General features: G+C 61.4%; 18 protein-coding genes and 1 riboswitch. Of the genes, 10 read left to right on the top strand and 8 right to left on the bottom strand.

What is annotated here, in order from left to right; genetic code table 11:
- Window positions 1–64: 64 nt before the first annotated feature.
- Both ACIP6G_RS17165 and ACIP6G_RS17160 read right to left on the bottom strand, forming a co-directional pair.
- Entirely contained in the window at window positions 65–349 is a 285-nt protein-coding gene (locus ACIP6G_RS17165; RefSeq protein WP_146112257.1) for a hypothetical protein, read from the bottom strand.
- 162 nt (window positions 350–511) lie between these two features.
- Window positions 512–3859 carry an SNF2-related protein gene (locus ACIP6G_RS17160; protein ID WP_400291485.1) on the bottom strand — a complete coding sequence of 1116 codons (3348 nt, stop codon included), beginning with the start codon at window positions 3857–3859 and terminating at the stop codon, window positions 512–514.
- An 86-nt stretch (window positions 3860–3945) separates the two neighbouring features.
- Here ACIP6G_RS17160 and ACIP6G_RS17155 point away from each other — a divergent pair, with 86 nt between their 5' ends.
- Window positions 3946–5136 (top strand): LOG family protein, encoded by a 1191-nt coding sequence (locus tag ACIP6G_RS17155; RefSeq protein ID WP_400291483.1) that lies wholly within the window; start codon window positions 3946–3948, stop codon window positions 5134–5136.
- Window positions 5137–5199: 63 nt separating this feature from the next.
- On the opposite strand, the gene ACIP6G_RS17150 is transcribed toward ACIP6G_RS17155, so the two are convergent.
- The 3 genes from ACIP6G_RS17150 to ACIP6G_RS17140 all read right to left on the bottom strand — a co-directional run bounded on the left by ACIP6G_RS17150 (window position 5200) and on the right by ACIP6G_RS17140 (window position 7410).
- Window positions 5200–6303 (bottom strand): VIT1/CCC1 transporter family protein, encoded by a 1104-nt coding sequence (locus tag ACIP6G_RS17150; RefSeq protein WP_400291481.1) that lies wholly within the window; start codon window positions 6301–6303, stop codon window positions 5200–5202.
- A gap of 55 nt (window positions 6304–6358) precedes the next feature.
- On the bottom strand, window positions 6359–6625 hold the full coding sequence (locus tag ACIP6G_RS17145; protein ID WP_388024970.1) for a hypothetical protein: 267 nt from the start codon (window positions 6623–6625) through the stop codon (window positions 6359–6361).
- A gap of 16 nt (window positions 6626–6641) precedes the next feature.
- Window positions 6642–6755: riboswitch (SAM riboswitch) on the bottom strand.
- A 67-nt stretch (window positions 6756–6822) separates the two neighbouring features.
- Window positions 6823–7410: a DinB family protein gene (locus ACIP6G_RS17140; RefSeq protein ID WP_400291479.1), complete on the bottom strand. Its 588-nt coding sequence runs from the start codon at window positions 7408–7410 to the stop codon at window positions 6823–6825.
- Between the two features lie 133 nt (window positions 7411–7543).
- On the opposite strand from ACIP6G_RS17140, the gene ACIP6G_RS17135 reads away from it, so the two are divergent.
- The 3 genes from ACIP6G_RS17135 (at window position 7544) to ACIP6G_RS17125 (ending at window position 10299) form a co-directional block, all read left to right on the top strand.
- Window positions 7544–8110, top strand: a complete 567-nt coding sequence (locus ACIP6G_RS17135; protein ID WP_105661607.1) for a helix-turn-helix domain-containing protein — start codon at window positions 7544–7546, stop codon at window positions 8108–8110.
- Between the two features lie 136 nt (window positions 8111–8246).
- Complete coding sequence (locus tag ACIP6G_RS17130) at window positions 8247–8663, top strand: hypothetical protein (protein WP_133833221.1); 417 nt, start codon at window positions 8247–8249, stop codon at window positions 8661–8663.
- A gap of 106 nt (window positions 8664–8769) precedes the next feature.
- Window positions 8770–10299 carry an APC family permease gene (locus tag ACIP6G_RS17125; protein WP_400291476.1) on the top strand — a complete coding sequence of 510 codons (1530 nt, stop codon included), beginning with the start codon at window positions 8770–8772 and terminating at the stop codon, window positions 10297–10299.
- Window positions 10300–10354: 55 nt separating this feature from the next.
- Here the strand turns inward: ACIP6G_RS17125 and ACIP6G_RS17120 are convergent, their stop codons facing one another.
- The gene (locus ACIP6G_RS17120; RefSeq protein ID WP_400291475.1) at window positions 10355–11890 is read right to left on the bottom strand and encodes a PucR family transcriptional regulator; all 1536 of its coding nucleotides are present in this window, start codon (window positions 11888–11890) and stop codon (window positions 10355–10357) included.
- Between the two features lie 81 nt (window positions 11891–11971).
- Between ACIP6G_RS17120 and ACIP6G_RS17115 the strand changes: the two genes are divergently transcribed.
- The 3 genes from ACIP6G_RS17115 (at window position 11972) to ACIP6G_RS17105 (ending at window position 16157) form a co-directional block, all read left to right on the top strand.
- Window positions 11972–13330: an aminotransferase class III-fold pyridoxal phosphate-dependent enzyme gene (locus tag ACIP6G_RS17115; RefSeq protein WP_332498320.1), complete on the top strand. Its 1359-nt coding sequence runs from the start codon at window positions 11972–11974 to the stop codon at window positions 13328–13330.
- A 197-nt stretch (window positions 13331–13527) separates the two neighbouring features.
- Complete coding sequence (gene speB / locus ACIP6G_RS17110) at window positions 13528–14514, top strand: agmatinase (protein ID WP_332487687.1); 987 nt, start codon at window positions 13528–13530, stop codon at window positions 14512–14514.
- Entirely contained in the window at window positions 14514–16157 is a 1644-nt protein-coding gene (locus ACIP6G_RS17105) for a thiamine pyrophosphate-binding protein (RefSeq protein ID WP_400291472.1), read from the top strand. Before speB ends, ACIP6G_RS17105 begins: the two co-directional genes overlap by 1 nt.
- 92 nt (window positions 16158–16249) lie before the next feature.
- Here ACIP6G_RS17105 and ACIP6G_RS17100 read toward each other — a convergent pair whose 3' ends face one another.
- Together ACIP6G_RS17100 and ACIP6G_RS17095 are read right to left on the bottom strand one after the other, a co-directional pair.
- Window positions 16250–16462, bottom strand: coding sequence for a hypothetical protein (locus ACIP6G_RS17100; RefSeq protein WP_133833215.1), 213 nt, complete (start codon window positions 16460–16462; stop codon window positions 16250–16252).
- 76 nt (window positions 16463–16538) lie between these two features.
- Complete coding sequence (locus tag ACIP6G_RS17095; RefSeq protein ID WP_400291470.1) at window positions 16539–17399, bottom strand: inositol monophosphatase family protein; 861 nt, start codon at window positions 17397–17399, stop codon at window positions 16539–16541.
- Between the two features lie 184 nt (window positions 17400–17583).
- On the opposite strand from ACIP6G_RS17095, the gene ACIP6G_RS17090 reads away from it, so the two are divergent.
- Genes ACIP6G_RS17090 through ACIP6G_RS17080 form a run of 3 tightly spaced genes read left to right on the top strand, consistent with a single transcriptional unit; the run spans window position 17584 to window position 20322 of the window.
- Window positions 17584–18006, top strand: a complete 423-nt coding sequence (locus ACIP6G_RS17090; protein WP_400291469.1) for a MarR family winged helix-turn-helix transcriptional regulator — start codon at window positions 17584–17586, stop codon at window positions 18004–18006.
- Window positions 17999–19558 (top strand): MFS transporter, encoded by a 1560-nt coding sequence (locus ACIP6G_RS17085; protein ID WP_133833213.1) that lies wholly within the window; start codon window positions 17999–18001, stop codon window positions 19556–19558. Before ACIP6G_RS17090 ends, ACIP6G_RS17085 begins: the two co-directional genes overlap by 8 nt.
- Before the next feature lie 44 nt (window positions 19559–19602).
- Window positions 19603–20322, top strand: coding sequence for a GntR family transcriptional regulator (locus tag ACIP6G_RS17080; protein ID WP_105657328.1), 720 nt, complete (start codon window positions 19603–19605; stop codon window positions 20320–20322).
- Window positions 20323–20382: the final 60 nt, after the last annotated feature.

The following is a 20382-nucleotide window of genomic DNA, read 5'->3' as shown; positions in this document are numbered from 1 at the left end:
CCACAGGGCACAAAAATGCCCCAAGATTGCTGGTGGGCAGCTTGGGGCATGTAGTCGAAGCAGGCTAGCCGCGGAGGCCGGCAGCAGCTTCAGTATCAACTCTCAGGAATGAAGAGCCGATGGCAGCGAACGCGCCCGGAATCAGGAGCATCCGGTGCTTCGGGTTATAGAAAATCTCTTCGAGCGGAGACGCCAGAACTCTGCGAATCTTTTCCAGAAGCCGGTCGTTTTCCAGGGACAGGCGTTCCTGTTCGGTTTCAATCACCACACGATCGTTGTTGATACTCACCGATGCACTCATCCAGTCATCATCGGGGGTACTGAGAGTCTCCGATTTAATCAGGGACACGGTTATTACCGCCTTTGTCGTTCGTATCGCCCGGACGAGGATCCGTCTGGGCGCTTGCCCGATGAACGCACTATGTGTGGCGTAGCGCACATCATCGGTCACTTCGAATATACAGGGTTTTACTGAGCGCCGCCTGCTAATACGGCGGATTTAATCAACCTGTTACTCAAGCAGTCCTCGGATATCTTGGGCGGTCAAGGCCTTGGAGAATCCATCGGCTTCATCCATCACTGTCGAGATCAGCTTGCGTTTGCTTTCCTGCAGCGCCACAACCTTCTCTTCGATGGTGCCCTGCGAAATCATTCGGTACACCATCACCTGTCGCGTCTGGCCGATGCGGTGCGTACGGTCGATAGCCTGGGCTTCCACGGCTGGGTTCCACCATGGATCCAGCAAGAAGCAGTAGTCCGCTTCGGTCAGGTTCAAGCCGAATCCGCCGGCCTTCAAGGAGATCAAGAACAGCGGAGCTTCGCCTTCCTTGAACTGCTCGATGACCTTGGCGCGGTTGCGGGTATTGCCGTCCAGGTAAACGAACTTCACGCCACGCTCGGTCAGCTTGTCGGCCAGCACCTTCAGATACGAGGTGAACTGGCTGAAGATCAGCGCACGGTGGCCTTCGCCCACCACATCATCGAGCTGGTCGAAGAGTGCTTCCAGCTTTGAACCGGGTACGTCCGACAGCGCTGGATCCACCAATGAAGGTTCCAGAGCCAGCATGCGCAGATGGGTCAGCGACTGGAAAATGGTGAAGCGGTTGCGATCCAGATCTTCAACCAGGTGCAAGATTTTCTGGCGTTCGCGGTTCAGATGGGTGTCGTAGACATGCTGGTGTTCTTCGGAAAGGCGCACCAGAAGCTGTTGCTCCTGCTTGGCCGGAAGATCCAGCACCACGGATTCCTTGGTGCGGCGCAGCATGAATGGCTTGATGCGACGCTGCAGCAATGCAAGGGTGTCCTTGTCGCCCAGCACTTCGATAGGGCGGGCGAATTGGCGATTAAAGCGTGTTGTGTTCAGGAACAATGCCGGAGCAACCAGCGACAGCAAAGCACCGAGCTCGGAAAGGTTGTTTTCCATCGGGGTACCAGTGACGGCCAATTTGAAATTGGTCTGCAGGTTCACCGCGGTGCGATGGGCCTTGGTGGATTTGTTCTTCACGAACTGCGCCTCATCGAGGATCAAGCCGGCAAAGCGCTGCGCCTCGTAAATCTCGTCGTTCAGACGCAACAGGGTATAGGTCGTGAGAATGACATCGTAATTCTCGGCCAGTTCGCTCAGCTGCCGTGGCGAAGGCAAGGTGCCCTCGACGCTGACTACCCGCAGGGATGGGGCGAACTTGTTGATTTCCATTTCCCAGTTGGAAACCACCGAGCTCGGGGCGACGACCAAGAACGGCAGACGGGTGCGCTGGGTTGCGGGCAGCTGAGCACATGCCTGCGGATCGGCCCAGAGCTTGTGGGCATGGAGAATCAGGGCAATCGTTTGCAAGGTCTTGCCCAAGCCCATGTCATCGGCGAGGATTCCGCCGAATCCGCCTTCATACAGGCGAGAGAGCCAGTGGAACCCTTCAACCTGGTAAGGGCGCAATTGGGCGTTCAGCGTGTTCGGCACCTGCGCGTGGTGGGCTTCAGCGACCTTGAGCAGTGAACGCATGCGTGCGATAAACAAGTCCGCGCCGTCAATGCCTTCAGCCATCTCATCAAGTTCTTCGAACAATGAGATTTGGAAGACCGTAAGCTTCAGGTCTCCCTCCTTCGGCTTGTCATTCATTGCCTGCGCCTCGTCAACGAGCGCCTTGAGCTTGGCGAACATGGGGTGGTTCAACGAGAACCAAGTGTTATCCGGCAGGCGCAGCTTCATCTGGCCATTGCTCATGGCCTCGACGATCTGCGAGAAAGGAACCTCGTGGTTGCCCACGGTGATCAGCAAGCCAAGGTCCAGCCAGTCGGTCCGTTCATGATTCACGGCATTGATCTTCAGCTGAGGAAGTTCACGCAGCTGACGGAATTTCGGCCGGGTACCCTTCTCAACCAGCTTGACTTCAGGAATGCGTTCCAGCGCGGGGAGGATCTCGGTGACGAAATCGATGGTGTCATCGCGGGCGTAGAACTTCGGCGACAAGTTGGGATTGCCGCTTTCTTCATGGACCAGGAAAACTTCATGCACTGCGGCCTGAAGCAGTTCCTCGGCCTCAAGGTCATACACTTCCTGGTCGCCAGGGATCCCCGGGTAGAGGATCTGGAAGTCCAGCGCGGCGGTGTCGTTCGGTTCGTTATTCTCGTTGAATTCGCGCTTGTAGACCACGGTCGCCTGCACATAGGGCGGTTTCAAAGCAGGCAATTCCAGCTCGTCGCTAACGCTACGCAGCTCGAAACGGCGGGCCAAACGCGGGTAGGAGGATTCAAAGAAATCGTTGATCTCCGGCCTAGGCACGGTGACCGGACGGCGGTCAACATACCAGCGGCGGTGCGCGTCAGGAATCGGCTCAACACTTGGCGCGAGCCAAATTTCATCGGGCTGAGCCAACTGGGCATAGAAACCATGCTCGGCGATGACACCGCTTGGTGCTTCCGGATCGAGAATGAGATCCTGGTTTGCAATGTGCAGGACACCGTCCAATTGCAGTCGTTGCTCATCCAGGGAGGCCTGCATGCTGAAGCTTGCTGGAGCAACGATGCGCACGCGCTGCTCGGATCGGGTCGTGATCAGCGGAATTCCCAGCTCATCAGCTTGGTCAAGCAGCGGCCAGAGCAGATCGGAAGCGTACTCGTCCAGGAACAGCCAGTCCTCATCCACCTTGAACTGCAGCTGGCTGTCGCTGCGCGCCATGGAGGCAAAGCGGGTAAACCAGTGGTGCTGCGCCCGCAGCAGGTTCCAGCCGTAGGTCTTGAAGCCCAGGGTGGTCCAGCGAAGCTGGCCACGAACCCAACGGCCTTCGGTGTTGCGTACCATTGGGCGCACTCCCAAGCGGAAGCGCTTATTGCGGGTCGGGTGCGGGATGGTTCCGGTCGGCATCCACTGTTGCTGCTGGGTGGCGTCCTTCGAATCGAAGAGCAGGAACTGAAGCGCCATCGGCACTACCGGATCGTGCTGCGAACCAAGCAGGCCATCGGCCGGGCCCGGCTCGGACTCTTCAAACCATGAATCGACTTGCTGCGACCAAACTGTGTTCGGCTTCTCTTCCCGGGCAGGCACGGCGCGTGGCTGGGAAGCGATCTTGTTGGAGACAATAGCCAGTGCCGCGATGTGCGAGCAGATTCCGGGTGCGTCGCAGGTGCACTCGCACGATTCGATCTTCCACTCTCCACCGTCCATGAGGACCTGGATCATCGGAGAATATTCTTCGCCAGAATCGGTGACGGTGCCTTCGATCTGGTGGGTGCTTTCGTCGAATTCCACGTCAACCACGGAATTTGCTTCTGCAGCCAGGTTCTTTCCATAGAAGAAAGGAACGTTGCCCAGAAAAGCCAATAAGTGGCGGGCATCAATGGTTGGTGGAACAGATTCAATCATCCTCTCATCGTTTCACGTTCCGGGCCTTCGCGAAAGTTGAAGGGCCTTTCTGTGAATAATCACTATCTATGACGTAGCGTTGACGCATGTCCCAAGTGTGGCCCTACCTTCCAGCACGCGCAGTGACCATAACGACGCTCGTTGAATTCGACCGTCTCGCAGCCGAAGCGCTGGCTTCCCACCGCGCACGCGGAAAAGGCTGGCGAGTGCACCGTGTTGATCTGCGCGAACGGGATACCGTGCTGGAATCCTTGGATCTTTCCGAAGCGCTATTCATCGATTGCCAGTATTCCGCGCAAGGAGCGCAGATCGTGCAAGCCACTGGCGGGCTGTGCATGAGCTCGGGGGAGGAGCTTCCCTTCGAGACGGTGGCTCGCGGCTTGTATTCGCCGCATGAGTTGTACTCGGGGATCCGGACGCAGACCTACGAGCATGTGCCTGATGCGAAGATCTACGCGTACTCCCAGCAGCATGCAGCGGTGAATTCCGATAGCGATAGCAATGCGCTGGCAAGAACCCTGCATGATCACCACATTGGCCAGGCGCTGGTCTCGGCAGTGTACGAGGGCACGTTCAAGGAAACCCCGATTATCGGGGTGATGGGCGGGCATGCGATGAGCCGGGGCACTGCGCAGTATGCGCAAGCTTTGGAGCTTGGGCGCATGATTACCCGGGCCGGCTACGCGGTCGCCACCGGTGGAGGCCCCGGCGCAATGGAAGCTGCCAATGCCGGTGCGTGGCTGGCCGATTACGGACCAGAAGATGTCGCTACGGCATTGCAGATGCTGGCCGAAGTGCCAGATGCGATCCATCAGCGCACCGGCTGGGCGAGAACTGCGTTGATGGTCAAGGAGCGTTTCCCGAGCCAGCGGCAGTCCCTGGGCGTGCCAACCTGGTTCTACGGCCATGAGCCGCCGAATCTGTTTGCCACCCAGATTGCCAAGTTCTTCACCAATTCCATTCGTGAAGCGATTCTGCTGGAGCAGTCCAACGGCGGGCTGGTAGTTCTGCCCGGGGCCGCTGGCACGGTGCAGGAAATCTTCCAGGATGCCTGCGAAAACTACTACGCTACCGGTGCTCGCGTGGTGCCGATGGTGCTGATCGGCAAGGACTATTGGACGAGGGATCTGCCTGCTTGGCCGCTGCTTCAGGCCCTGGCCAAGGACCGTGTCATGGAACAGAAGATTGCTCTGGTGGAAACCGCCGAAGAAGCGATGGAGTTCATCCAGAGCATGCAAACCCTGCGCCGGCGTACCCGGAGGCCGGAGAACAGCTAGAGCACGGCATGGAAAATGCCGGTACAGACAGTGCCGTACCGGCAGTCGCAACGTAGCGGGCTACTAGCTGATGCTGACGTCGAAGATCAGGCCCAAGCAGTAGGTGATGGCCGCTGCGCCCCAGCCGATGGCTAGCTGGCGCAGGCCGCGCTTGAGTGGCGAGGCACCGGAGAGCAGGCCTACGATCCCGCCGGTGATCATCAGGGCCAATCCCACCAGGACTACCGAGACGATGATCGCGGTCATGCCGGACAGGCCAAGGATATACGGCAGGATCGGCACCACAGCACCGGAAGCAAAGAGGAAGAACGAGGTGGCCGCCGCACCGGTGGCCGAACCCAGCTCCTGGTGCTCCTTCTCGAGTTCTTCGCCGCGACCCTCTGGGTTCAGCGAGAAGTCGGGGTTGCAATCGCAGGTGAACAGGCCCATGCGTTCGGCGGCCCGGTGCTCGGCATCTTCATCGCTCATGCCGCGGGCCTTATAGATTAGCAGCAGCTCGTTGGCGTCCAGATCAAGGTTCGGGGCCGCTGTCAGCGTGACCTGGGTTGGGCGTGAAGCTGTCAGCAGCTCGCGCTGGGAACGCACCGAAACGTATTCGCCAGCTGCCATGGACAGTGCACCGGCCAGCAAGCCGGCAATGCCGGAGAACAGCACGAAGGTCGCTGAAACACCGGTCGCACCGATGCCCATGATCAACGCGAGATTGGAAACCAGCCCGTCGTTGGCGCCGAAGACCGCAGCACGGAAGTTGCCCGAAAGGCGCGCACGGCCTGCTGTAGCAAGCGCGCGAACGACTTCTTCGTGGACCTGTTCGTCGGCCGCCATCTGCGCGGTGGCGTCCTTGTCATCGCGGTAGGGCGAACTGCTCTCGGAGCGCTGGGCCATGGCCAGGACGAAGACCGAACCGAAATGCAATGCCAGGAAACGCAGCATGGTGCGGCGCAGCGACGGGCGGACTTCCTTGACATGTTCGCCGAGCAGGACGCGCCAGTGGGATTCGTGGCGTGCTTCCGCCTCTGCCAGGCCCAGCAGGATTTGCCGTTCCTGCCCGGTTTTCTTTTCCGCGAGGGCCCGGTAGATGGAGCCTTCTGCGACTTCATCAGCGAGATACTTGCGCCATCGCTGGATCTGCGCTTTGGTAGGTTCGGTTGCTGAGTGCTGTGACATCGCGAAGATGACTCTCCTGGAACATGGAGTTTCCCAATGAAACCCGTGGATCGGATCAACTACCCAGTTTAGTCAGGGCTCCTGCACTTGGGAATTTGGCAAGACTAAAAGCAAATCGCTTGCCCGCAGGATCTCCGGCGACTGGCACCACCAGCAGCAATTCAGATGTGGCCGGGTCGAAGGTCGGCCGGCGGGCACAACGAGCAATGAGCTGTTCAAGCCTGAGCGGATCTGCAACGTAGCGGGTGCGCCAGCGGCCTTCGGCCTTGAACTGCACTTGGCCGGTCTGGCGGTCGATGACGGGCAGAATCGGATATGCCATGGGACGTCAACTCTCTTGCGCGCTCTTGCCCGTGCACCTGTTGATGCGCGGACCGCTTCCTCATCCGAACCACCCATGAACTTGGGGTTGGTGCGCGGCCAGTCGGAGCTTGGCGCCGCGTCTCGTGAAGCAACATTTCCGATGGTACCGCCGGTGGCAGGGCGCGGTGAAGTCCGAATGCGTAATATGACTGCGGCTCAGCTGCCCGGGGCAAAGGCATTGGCCAGTTGCTGCAGCTTCTCGCGTTGTTCGGCCCATTGCCCCGCGGTGTAGCCGGGCAGCAGATCCAGTTGCGCGGTCCAGCCAGCACGGCCATCGAGCTGCTCGCGGATAATATCCAGATGCCCTGCATGCCGGGAGGTCTCGGCGAGCGCATGGATGAGCAGGTGATCCAAGGTGGTTTTGCCAGCTGGCCCCCACCACGGTACCTCTACGGGACAGTCCAGGGGCAGGTCGCTGATGGCTTCATCGGCGAAGGCGATGGCTTTCCGATACAGGCCGATCAGCTGTTGCGCATCCATATCTGCTGGCGGGAGGAAATCCGCGTCGGGATCATGCGGCGCAATGAATTCGCGAACGTAGGGGTCATCGGCCCTGCGCTTGAGGCAGGTGCCGAAATATTCGTATTCATTGATCGCCAAATGGTGCAGTACTCCCAGGATATGGGTGCCTGTGGGGGTGAGCGGAGTGCGTGCCAGGTGTTCGGCGAGGCCTTCTGCCTTGTAGATCGCATTCTCGCGCGCGTCGTTCAGGTACCCGCAGAGCTTGTCCTTGGTGCTGTCCATGGACAGAGTCTAGTGAGCGCTGCAGCCTCGCGGTAGAGGGCGCGGTGTGTTTACCATTGGTAAACTTGCCCCGCAGGCCTTGAAGCCAAAGTGGTTGCGGTTGTTGCTGCAGAAAACGTCGAGGAGCCAAACGATGAAAACCTTGCCAGTTGAACCAACCGGTGCTGCGATCAATATCGGTGCGAGGCTGCGCGGGGTGCGGCAGACCCAGCGTATGACCATTGACCAGGTCGCCGAGCTATCCGGACTGACCAAGGGTTTCCTCTCGCGTGTGGAGCGCGACCTGACCAGCCCTTCGGTTTCCACTCTTTTGCGGTTGTGCGAAGTGCTGGGCATGGAGGTCGGTACCCTCTTCGAGGTTCCTGAAACGAAACTGGTCCGACTGGAGCAGGCGCCCCGTGTTTCCCTGGGCGGTGACGGCATCACGGAGCAGCTGGTCACGCCGCGCAGCGAGAAGCGGGTGCAGATGATTCGCGCCGAGATTGCGCCCAAGGGCACCGGTGAAGCGGAACTGTATTCGGTGGATTGCGAGCTGGAAGTGCTGCACGTGATCGCTGGAAAATTCATCCTGGTATTGCCTGATCAGCGCGTAGAACTCGAAGCAGGCGATACGATCACCTTCCCCGGGCGTGAACCGCATAGCTGGGAAAACGATTCTGATGAGGTCGCTGTGGTTACCTGGACGCTGATCCTCTCATGACGCCAAGCCACGGCACTTGCTGCCATGGCACGGCATGCGCAGTGCGGCTGCGCGTTCGTCTGCGGGGAGATGAACCGCGTATTCTAGGAACGATGCGTTGTTCCGGGCGCTCGGGACAATCAGTGATGGGAGAGGCGTGAGGACAGGCGAACCAACCGCTGCGCAAGATCAACTGCGCAGTATCAGCTGGTGGGCTTCGATACTTTTCGGCGTTCTTATTGGCACCACCTTGACCTGGATCCGCACCCAACGCAATTTCTTCTTCATTGGCGCCGCGATTCTGGCCGTCGTCATTGTCACCATTGGCGTGCGGACGATTCGCCGACGGGCACGCTTCCCGGTGATGGCGCAGGCACGCACCTCGTGGGCGTATGTGCTGTGGACCGGTGTCCTGCTGGTCCTGGCCGGACCGATCCAGCTGGTGTACGTAGCTGATGACCTTTCCGAACTGACGATCAAATCGCTGGTCATGTCCGCAGGCTTCTGCCTGGGCATTCACGAGGTCGACCGCGCGCTGGTGAAAGCCAGCAAGAAGCGCTCCGGCGAGGCCTAGCCTCCTGATTTGGGCAAAATAGCCTGAAATGTAGTCAAAACATCCAATACCCTTTGGCGCGATTTTGCATAGTGTGATCCTGATCAACTTTCCAGAAGGGGTTGCCATGTCAGGAAAAACCGCGAAGAACCACACCGCAGAACCAGGCCTCAAGAAGGTCCTCGGCCGCTGGGATGCCTTGGCCATAGGCGTTGGCGCGATGATCGGTTTTGGCTGGGTCGTGCTCACCGGCGACTGGATTACCACCGCCGGTCCGCTGGGAGCCATGCTGGCCATGCTGGTTGGCGGTGGCATCATGGCGGTAGTCGGCCTGACCTATGCCGAACTCGTTGCGGCCATGCCGAAAGCAGGCGGTGAGCACAACTACTTGCTGCGCGCCATGGGCGCCCGCTGGTCTTTTGCCGGTTCGTGGGCCATCGTCGGCGGCTACATTGCGATCGTGGCCTTTGAAGCAGTGGCACTGCCCGAATCCGTGCTCTATCTCTTCCCGGAGCTTTCGCAGATCAGATTATGGGAGATCGCTGGCTCAGAGGTCTACTTGACTTGGGCGCTGGTCGGTGTCGCCGGTGCGATAGCGATCACCTGGATTAACATCCGGGGCATCAAGACCGCCGGTGTAGTGCAGACCTTCGTGGTGCTCTTCCTCTTCGTCATCGGCGCAATGCTGCTTGCTGGCGCATTCACCGGAGGCGAGAGCAGGAATATGGAACCATTCTTCGAAAACGGGGTGGCCGGCTTCTTCGGCGTGATGATCGTGGTGCCGTTCATGTTCGTCGGCTTCGACGTGATCCCGCAGTCCGCCGAGGAATGCGACATCGCCCCGCGAAAAATTGGCAAGTACGTGGTGATTTCGGTGCTGATCGCCACCGCCTGGTATGTGGGGATCATCCTGGCCACCGCCTCGGGAATGGGCGCTTCGGCGCTCGCCGGATCCGAACTTGCCACTGCCGACGCGATGGGGGCACTGTTCAATTCCGAAATCATGTCAAAGGTGCTGATCGCCGGCGGCATTGCCGGTATCCTCACCTCGTGGAATTCGTTGCTGATGGGTGCTTCGCGGCTGATGTACGCGATGGCCAGTTCCGGGATGCTGCCACGCTGGTTTGCCTACCTGCATCCGAAGCACCGCACACCGAGCCATGCACTGCTGTTCATTGGCGGCCTCTCCATTCTGGCTCCATTCTTCGGCACCGCCATGCTCGGATGGTTGGTGGATTCCGGTTCGCCGTCGATCGTGATCGCCTACCTGCTGGTGGGCGTGGCGTTCTTGATTCTGCGCCAGCGCGAACCGCAGATGCAACGCCCGCTGCGCGTGGGCGGTGCGGGAAACGGCGGCAAGGTCATCGGCGTACTGTCGGTGGTCTTCTGCGCCGGCCTGATTTCGCTATATCTTCCGGGAATGCCGGCGGCCATCGGGTGGCAGCCGTGGCTGCTCTTCGCCGCTTGGTGGATCCTGGGCATGGCCTTCTTGCTGCGGGTGCCACGCGGGATTGCGCCGGGCGAATTCGCGGAAGAGGAATTGCTGCAGAAGCTGAGCATCCGCCAGCAAGCCAAGCTCGGTGCCACCGGCCCGGACGCCGCAGCAACGCGACGCGCCAGTGCGCCGCACGATAGCCGGACTCGGCTCAAGGGCTGACGGCTGTACCTAGGGCACGCCGCGGGATCTGGCTATTGCAGAGACTGCGGCGTGCCTATTTCTGTGCCCGGCGCAGGGCCAGCCAGAGCGAGGCGGCGGCATCCGGATCATCGAGATTGGCGCCAAGCAATTCCTGGGCCATTGTGATGCGGTGGCGCAAGGAATTTCGGTGGATGCCCAATTCGCGGGAGGCTTCTTCCCAATGGCCGCGATGGCGCAGGTAGGAGGTGACCGCGGAGAGCAGATCGGCGCGCGCGTACGCTGCGAGGGCCTTGACCCAGGTCTCTGCGCTGGCATCGAAGCCCGGGGCGCCGCAGGCCATGGTCCCGAACGGGACAGCGTCCAGCGTTTGGCGCAGGGCAGGCAAATTGGCAGGGATCTCGGCCAAGTTCAATGGTTGGGAGAGTACGGCGTGGACTTCGGGTGCGGGGGAATCAAATCGCCCGCACGCCATCGGGCCCGTTGCGGTTGCAGCCTGCGGTGCCACTGCCTCGCCATTGCCGGAACTGTCTGCGGGTTCGGGAAGTATCAAATAATGTTCGGCGCCGTCCTCATAGTGAAGCTGGCACTCGCGTACCGCTGCGGCGACATCGGGCAAGGCGGCGGGGCGCGCCAGCGAGGGCAGCGCATGAAGTGCGGTTGCTGCATCGGTATCGGCACCTGCCCGGTACAGCAGGATTCGCACACGAACAGGTATTCTGCCCAATCCGGCTTCTTCCCCGACCAGGCGTGCCGCCTCGGGCTGGCCATGCAGCAACAATTTTGCGGTGGCCGAGCTGAGCGCGTTATTCGTGCTGGCAGCGAATTCCCGTTGCCTGGCGCGCAAGGAGAGCAACGTGCAGGCCGTCATGATGATCTGCCGGTCGGCCTTGGTCGGCCTGCGCCCGGCGGCAACTCCGAGATATCCGTGGATCGTGGTTCCGGACAGGATGGGATAGAGCGCTACTTCGTGGCCCTGGACCTCGAAGGTGGACGCCGAGGGCATGCCATTGCGCCGAAAGCGCATGGACTCGTGGCGGAGTTCGCCCAGGAACGCTTCGGCGGATGCCGGGTAGCAGGCCGCCGGCCGGGAACCGACGGAAAGATAGGCGGCCCAGCCGTTCACTGCCTCAGCCAAGCCCCGCACGACTGCATTGATGGCATCCGGGCGTACGGCGGCACGCGCCAAGGCAGTCTGCGTGCCCAAGGAACCCATCAGGTTCGAAGCCTGATCACGTGAGGCCAGGCGCCAGTATGCCCGTGAAATGTTCTGGAAGGGCACTTGGTCCGGGACGATCCCCAGCTCTATGCCGGCAGCGTCGCAGGCGGCGATGACGTGCTCAGGCACCGTGCGAAGCCATGGACCCAGGCCCAGTCCCAGGGCGCAGACCTTTTTGTCCTGCAGCCGGCGCATGTATGCGCGGGAAGCTTCCTCGCTCGCGGCGAATGGCATGCCGGTGGTCAGCAGCAGCTCGCCGCCATCCAGATAGGTGGTGGGATCTTCCAGCTCAGAGACGTGCACCCCGCTGACCGGCTGGGCACGGAAGGTTCCGGTACTGGCAGGGAAGAACTCGGTGCCCAACTCCGCGCCCAGCTGCAAAAGCGTAATCATTGGGTAAATTATCCAAGAAAGATGCTGGACTTGGATGCAATGACCAATGACGCGTGTCACGGGGATTTCTAGGCTTGAGCCATGACTGAAACCCTTGCTTCCACCGACGCCCCAACCTTGTCCCAGACCAGGCACCTTGCCACCAGCATCCCCGGCCCGCGCTCTGCGGCCCTCCATGAGCAGCGGGTGCAACAGGTCAGTAGCGGTTTTGGCGTCACCTTGCCGGTCTTCGTCAGCCGCGCCGATGGCGGGATTATCGAAGACGTCGACGGAAATCGCCTGATCGACTTCGCCTCGGGGATTGCCGTGACTTCACTGGGTGCCGCGAACCGCCGCGTGGCCGAACGCGTGGCCAAGCAGCTGGCGGACTTCACCCATACCTGCTTCATGGTCACCGAGTACGAATCCTTCACCCAGGTGTGCAGCTGGTTGAACCAGCACACCCCCGGCGAGTTCGAGAAGCGCACAGCGCTGTTCTCCACCGGGGCCGAGGCCGTGGAGAACGCGGTCAAGATCGCCCGTGCTGCCACGGGACGCGCTAACGTGCTGGTCTTCGACGAGGCCTACCACGGCCGTTCGCTGCTGACCATGGGCATGACTGCCAAGATCAATCCGTACAAGATGAATTTCGGCCCGATGCCCGAGCATATCGTGCGCGCCGCCTCGGCCAACCCGTTGCGGCCCTCTGGGGGAGCGGCCACCGTCGAAGCGGTCCTGGCGTCCGTCGAGCAGACCTTGATGGACTACGGCCCCCAGACTTTCGCCGCGATGGTGATCGAGCCGATTCAGGGCGAAGGAGGTTTCGTTGTCCCGATGGCCGGGTTCATCCCGGGACTGCGCAAGCTGGCCGACAAGCACGGTATTGTGCTGGTCATCGACGAGATCCAGGCCGGCATGGGGCGCACCGGAAAGCTATTCGCTTCGGAGCACGAGGGCGTGGCAGGTGACCTGATCCTCACGGCCAAGGCCCTGGCCAACGGAGTTCCGCTGTCCGCGGTGACTGGGCGCGCCGAGCTGATGAATGCCCCGCACGCTGGCGGCCTGGGCGGCACCTACGCTGGCAACCCGCTGGCTTGCGAAGCGGCGCTGGCTGTATTCGAGCAGTTCGAGGATGGGACGCTTCTGGATAATGCCCAGCTCATCGAGCGGGTGTCCCGCGAGGTTCTTGAACCACTGATGCAGCAGAGCCCGGTGGTTGCCGAGGTCCGCGGCCGCGGAGCCATGGTGGCTATCGAGTTCGCCGACCGGGGCAGCTTGGCGCCGCGCGCCGATGCGGCCGCCGCGGTTTCCAAGGCCTGCCATCGAGCCGGGGTGCTGACCCTGACCTGCGGTACGCACGGCAATGTGCTGCGCCTGCTGCCGCCGCTGGTGATCGGCGAAGCGCTGCTGCGCGATGGATTAGAGGTGCTTGCCCAGCAGATTCGCAGCGTCGCCAGCTGAGCGCCCTGCTGCAGTTTCGGCCCATGCCGCAGCCCGTTCGCGGGCTGCGGCATGGGCTATTTCTGCCTGGAGTGCCGGGCTGTGCGATAACTGAATCTTGACGTGACCCAGCAGACAAAATAGCATAATGGAAAACTGAAGTTTCATATTAGACAACTTGGACTTTCGTTCTTGGATGTCTGGGGGAGGAAGTTGCGATGAAGGAAATCCGCATCGAGGAAAACGGGCATCTGGGACCCATTAATGCCGCGGTGATTCCACGCTATGCAGGCGGCGGCACCTATGCCCGGCTGCCGCGACTGGATCAGGTGGAGAAGGCCGACATCAAGATTGTTGGCGTGCCTTTCGACACCGGTGTCTCCTACCGGCCCGGCGCCCGCTTCGGCGCCAACCACGTGCGCGAATCCTCGCGCCTGATCCGCCCCTACAACCCCGCCACCGACACCTCGCCGTTTGCGCAGAGCCAGGTGGCCGACGCGGGGGACATGGCGGTCAACCCGTTCAACATCAACGAGGCTATCGAGACCATCGAGCACAACGCACTGGAACTGACCAGTGACGGCTCCACCCTGGTCACCGTGGGCGGAGACCATACCATCGCGCTGCCGTTGCTGCGTGCCGCCTCGCAACGAGCCGGTGCTCCGGTAGCGATGCTGCACTTCGACGCGCACCTGGACACCTGGGACACCTACTTCGGTGCCGAATACACCCACGGCACCCCGTTCCGCCGTGCGGTCGAGGAGGGAATCCTGGATACCGAGGCGATCTGCCACGTCGGCACCCGCGGTCCGCTCTATGGCAAGAAGGACCTGGAAGACGACCAGCGCTTCGGCTTCGGCATCGTCACCAGCTCGGATGTCTACTACCAGGGCGTCCGCGAAATCGTGCACAAGCTGCGCGACCGCATCGGCAACCGCCCGCTGTACATCTCGGTGGACATCGACGTGCTGGACCCAGCCCACGCCCCGGGTACCGGAACCCCGGAGGCCGGCGGCATCACCAGCCGTGAACTGCTTGAAATCCTGCGCGGTTTGCGCGGGTTGAACATCATCGGCGCGGATATTGTCGAAGTCGCCCCCGCCTACGACCATGCGGAGCTGACCGGCGTGGCCGCCTCGCATGTCACCTATGATTTGATCAGCCTGATCAGCGACTTCCGCGCCAGCAAGGGGATGAATAGCTAATGAACGAGCAACCGCAACGCAACGGCGGCGATCTGGTCATCGAGACCCTCACCGCGCTCGGTGCCAAGACCGTATTCGGGATCCCCGGGCAGCACGCCCTGGGACTCTTCGACGCCCTCTCGCGCTCAAGCTTGGAGTTCATCTCCTCACGCGTGGAGAACAACTCCGCCTTCGCCGCCGATGGCTACTCCCGCGCTACCGGGGAAGTGGGCGTGCTGTTCCTCTCCACCGGCCCGGGCGCGCTGACCTCGCTAGCAGGTCTGCAGGAGGCCTACGCCACCGGCGTGCCCATGGTCGTGGTGGCCAGCCAGATTCCGCTGGACGGCCTGGGAGCCCGCCGCAAGGGCATGCTGCATCAGCTCGATGACCAGAAGGCCTCGGCCGCCAACGTCACCAAGTTCCAGCAGACCGTGCATCATGCATCGGGCATCCCCTCGGCGATCCAGGACGCGTGGGCCCGGGCCATTACCGTGCCGATGGGGCCGGTGTGGGTTGAGGTGCCGCAGGATGTCCTGCTCGCCCCGGTGATGGTGCCACCGGTACAGGATGCCCTGGCCGAAGCCTACGAGCATCCCCCGCGCGAAGAGCTGATTCGCGAAGCCATGCGCTGGCTGGCCGACGCCAAGCGCCCGGCCATCATCGCCGGCGGCGGTGTGCGCCGGGCCGGGGCGCAGGCTGAATTGCTGGCCGTGGCCGAAAAACTGCAGGCCCCGGTGCTGTGCAGCCCCGGCGGCAACGGAGCCTTTGGCTGGAACCATGAGCTGTCCTTGCAGTCGTGGGCGGAAGACCGCTATGTCTCGGACGTCATGGAAGATGCCGACGTGCTGGTGGTGATCGGTTCGGCCCTGGGCGAGGTCACCAGCAACTACTTCACGCTCGAACCCCGCGGCAAGATGATCCAGATTGATGCCGAGCCGCGCGTGCTCGAGTCCAACACCCCGGCCCTGGGTATCCGCGCCGATGCTCGTGAAGCCTTGAAATTCCTGGACGAAGAAATGCGCGAGACAGGCTTCAAGGCCCAGGCATCATGGCACGGAAGCACCCCGCAACAGGTGGTGGCCCAGACCCTGGCAAAGGTGCAGGCGCGCCTGGATGCCCAGGACCTTGGCAAGGAACGGAAGTTCATGGCGGATATCCGCGCCGCAGTCCCGGCAGGCATGCAGACCTTCTGGGATATGACCATCGCTGCCTACTGGGGCTGGAGCTGCTGGGACGCCAAGGATGGCGAATTCCATTCCGCGCAGGGTGCAGGCGGCCTCGGCTTCGGCTTCCCCGCCGCGATCGGTGGCGCCATCGGCTCTAAGCAGCGCGTGCTGGCAGTCAGCGGCGACGGTTCATCGATGTACTCCATTGCCGAACTGGCCACCGCCAAGCAGCATCATGCACCGGTCACCTGGTTGATCGTCGACGACGGGGGATATGGCATCCTGCGCGAGTACATGGAGGGAGCCTTCGGAAAAGCCACCGCCACCGAACTGGCCCGGCCGGACTTCGTGGCCCTTGCGCATTCCTTTGGCATCCCCGCCCAAGCGGTCGATCCCGAGGGCATCGGTTCGGCGCTCGCCGACGCCTTGGAAGCAGATGGCCCCAATGTCATTGTGGTCCGCACCCTGCTGAAGATGTTTGCGCCTACCCACCTGTAAAGCACCCGAACCCACGGACGGCCTCGGACCTGTTGCGCCCACGAGCGATGGATCCGGGGCCGTTGCGATTAGTGGATGAGGAAAAGTGCGGGTCAGTGGGTGAAATGGAACACCACACCGAAAAGCACTGTCGAGATGCCCAAGCTAATGCCGATGAGCAGTGGCTCCCAATCCAGGGATTGAGCTGCCAACATCACTGCGAAGGAAGCGAAAAGCAGAATTGCTCCGATTCCTCCCAGGATCACACCTCCGCCTCCATGGTGCCGCGCGGCGGAGTGCGCGGTCCGTTGAAATCGTGGTTCCATGCCGCCATCGTACGTCCGAAAGCGACCAAAGCCGAGGGGCAGGGCCAACTACTTCGATATTGTCAGATTTGTTGGCTCAGCGGCCCGTGCGCAGCTGATGGATCCGCTCGGCAGCGGTTGCCAGGGAAGGATAATCGGCGCCGGGCCCTTGCGCGATGAAACCGGGGCAGTAGTGGTCGGCGAGTCCTGCCTGTCCGTAGGACAAGCCGCGGAACGTGCCCTGGGCCATGCGCACCACATGCGCTCCGGCAGCCACATCCCACACCTTGGTATCGAACCCGATGGTGGCGTCGCACCAGCCTGCGGCAACATGGGCCAGGGCCAGCGCCGCGCAGACCTTGCGGCGTACCGTGGCGAAGTCCTGGATCCACTGGCCAAAGAGTTCCAAGGACAGATCCCCGTCCTTGAGCATGGATTCTGCTCCCGGGTAATCCGTCATCAGGTTGGCGCGGGACTGCTCGGGACGGGCACCGGGCTCAAGAACCTGCCCGTTGAGGAACGCGGCAGTCGAATTGGCGCTGAATTCGTCACCAGAAACCGGATCGAGGATTGCGGCGGCCACCAGTTCTCCATCGATGGCTGCGGCAATCGAGATGCAGAAGAATGCCACGCCGTGGACGAAGTTGCTGGTGCCGTCAATCGGATCGACAATCCACTGCACCTTCCCGGCGGCCTGCCGTCCTTGATCGCCAGAGACCTGCTCTTCGCCGAGAACCCAGGAATCCGGGTGGGCCGATAGCAGTGAGGCAGTGATGAGCCGCTGGCTCTGCCGGTCGATGTCGGTGACCAGGTCATGGGTGTTGGTTTTATGCTCGGCTACCACGTTGCCGCGGAAGGAAGCGCGCAGCAGCTCGGCGGACTGGCGAGCTGCCTTCAGCGCGGAAAGACGTAGTTCTTCGGCGTATTGCGTGCTGGCTTGGACTCGCTGATCATTCACAACACCAGCTTACCGCCGTGGCAACAGGCAAAAACGTTGACTGGAGCAACGATTCGAACTTACATTGGTGGAAACACAATAGATAGGCAGCCGATAGATCGTGGACAAGTCTCCAGATAGCCCTTCGGATTCTGAACTCAAAATCCTGCTCGACGAGTTGGCCCGCAGTTCCAGGATCCTTCGCGTGTTTTCGCATATGGATCAGACTGACCCCGAGGTATCAAACGCCTCCCATCACGTGCTCAAGACGTTGAAAACCCGTGAACCCACGCATGCTGCCGACCTTGCGCAGTCCTTGGGGATCGGCACCGCGGCGATGAGCCGGCATTTGGCGGAACTGGAGCAAATGGGCCTGGTAGCCAAGCAGCCCAGCAAGATCGACGCCCGTCGCCACGTGCTCTGGGTGACCGAGGCGGGTTGCGAGCGGCTTGAATTCCGCGACCGCTTGCGCCTGGAGCGAATGCGGGATGTCCTTCCGGACTGGGATGCCGAGCGCTTGGCCAGCGTCGCGCACGCGCTGAGCGAATTGAACGCGACGATGATCCGCGGCATCCAATCCCAACGGACCGAGCAGTTCGGCAACGTGGAGAATTCCGACCTTGGATAAGAGCATGCCGGAAAAGGAACGTCCCACTGACCTCACCGAGACAGCGGCAGACCAGCCGCAGATGAATCAACGCGAGGTGCTCAAATCCATCGCTGGCGTCCTGGCATCCTTCTTCGCTGCCATGCTGGCGGCGACCATTGTGTCTATTGCGCTGCCGACCATCATGGATGTCCTGGGCGGCTCGCAAACCGACTTCAACTGGGTTTTGAGCACCACGCTGCTGGCTAATGCCGCCACCACTCCCATCTGGGGGAAAATGGCGGATCTCTTCGACAAGAAGAAGCTGCTGCAAGCCGGAATTCTGGTGTTCGTGCTCGGCTCGTTGCTGGCCGGACTCGCCTGGTCCATACCCGTTCTGCTGTTCGCCCGGGTCATCCAGGGCATCGGCATGGGCGGGCTGACCGCCATGGGCATGGCAGTCATCGGCACGGTCATCCCGCCACGGGAACGTGGACGCTATTCGGGATATTTCGGTGCCGTCATGGCTGTATCTACCGCAGCAGGACCGCTGCTCGGCGGATTCATCGTGGACTCGCCCCTGGGCTGGCGCTGGTGCTTCTTCTTCGGCATCCCGATCAGCCTGCTCTCCATGCTCTTGATCCACCGGACCCTGCACCTGAAGCACCTCAAGCGTCCGGTGCATATCGATTGGGTCGGCGCGGTCCTGTTGACCACCGCCGTCTCGATCCTGCTGATCTGGGTCTCCTATGTAGGCAAAGCCGACTATTTCGGCTGGAATTCGTGGCAGACCTACACGATGGTCTCGATGTTCCTATTGCTGGTTGCCGCGTTGCTGCTTGTTGAATCACGGGTTCGTGAACCGATCATTCCGCTGAAGATCATTTGCACCCGAACAACCTCGCTGGCGATTCTCGCCTCGATCTCGATTGGCGTGGGGATGTTCGGCACCGGCGCATTCATCGGCCAGTACTTCCAGATCGCCCGCGAAGCGACACCGACCATGGCCGGCCTCATGACCTTGCCAATGATCGCGGGCAACTACTTCGGGTCCGTCTTCTCCGGGCAGATGATTACCCGCTTCGGCCGTTGGAAGATCTACCTGCTCATCGGTTCGGTCCTGAACATCGCCGGACTCGGCCTGCTCGGGCTGATGCGCCAGGATACCGAATACTGGCTCTTGGCCTGCGGCATGTTCCTCAACGGCGTGGGCATGGGATTCATGCTGCAGAACTTGGTGCTCTCGGTGCAGAACACGGTGAAAGTTACCGATATCGGGGCGGCAAGTTCTTCGGTGGCGTTTTTCCGTTCTGTAGGCGGCTCAGCAGGTGTGGCGGTGCTCGGCGCGCTGCTTTCGCGCAATGTGGCAGATCTTATTACCGAATCATTAGCGGCCAAGGGGCAGCTGTCCTCAGCCCCGGCCACCGGGGATTCCTTGAATCTTTCCGGGATGCCAGATGCGTTACGGCAGGTGGTGGAATCGGCGTATGGCGAGGCGACAGGGATCGTCTTCATCGTCTCGGCGGCCGTAGCCGTGGTTGCCTTCTTCTGCGTATTGCTCATCAAGGAAGTGCCATTGCGCAAGACGATCTAGTACCTGGCCTTGCCGCCGGGTCGAATCAGGATAAGCTTCAGACCATGAGTAGCATGCAACCGATTAAGCCGAAGGTATCTCTTACCGAGCAGGTGACCACGATGATCCGTGCCGCCATCGTTGCCGGTGAGATGGCTCCGGGGGAGCACTACTCGGCCATTGGCATCTCGGAAAAGCTCGGCGTCTCGCGAACTCCGGTGCGCGAGGCCTTGCAGCTGCTGGAAAAAGAGGGAATCGTTACCGTGGCGAAAAACCGCGGGGTGCGCGTCAACCAGATTTCATTGGAGGACATTGTCGAAGTCTTCCAGCTGCGTTTGGCTATCGAGCCTCCAGCTGCCGCACGTGGCGTGCGGAACGCGACCGAGGCTGATATCAACCAGCTGAAGTCGTTGCACCAGCGAATGCTCGCAATCGGCGAAACCGGTGATGGCCGGGCGACGCTGGAAGCGGACAAGGAGTTCCACCTGTGCCTTCTGGGGCTGGCCGGAAATGCGAAACTCGACAGCGTGGTGGGGGAGCTGCGCAACCTTGTCCTGGCCCACGGGCAGACCACCGTGCCCTTCGCCCGCTCCAGCCAGGACCTGGCCGGGGACCGCGAGGAGATCATGGAGGCGATTCTGGCTAAAGACCCCGACGCCGCCGCGCTGGCCGTTCGGGGCCACGTCATGCGCACCGCGCAGATGCTGATCCGCTCGGTGTGTTCGCGGACCCCGGGACTGGACGCAGAACCGTTCCTGGAGCGGCTGGACGCCTTGATTTCCTAGGGCATTCCGCGCCCCCTGCAGACCCAAGAAGCGAAACATCCTGAAAATCCTTGCCAAGGG

The organism is Glutamicibacter sp. NPDC088483 (assembly GCF_044753145.1).
In the GTDB taxonomy this organism is placed as follows: Bacteria; Actinomycetota; Actinomycetes; order Actinomycetales; family Micrococcaceae; genus Glutamicibacter.
The sequence above is the reverse complement of the archived record's forward strand: the minus strand, read 5'-3'. Positions and strand labels throughout refer to the sequence as shown.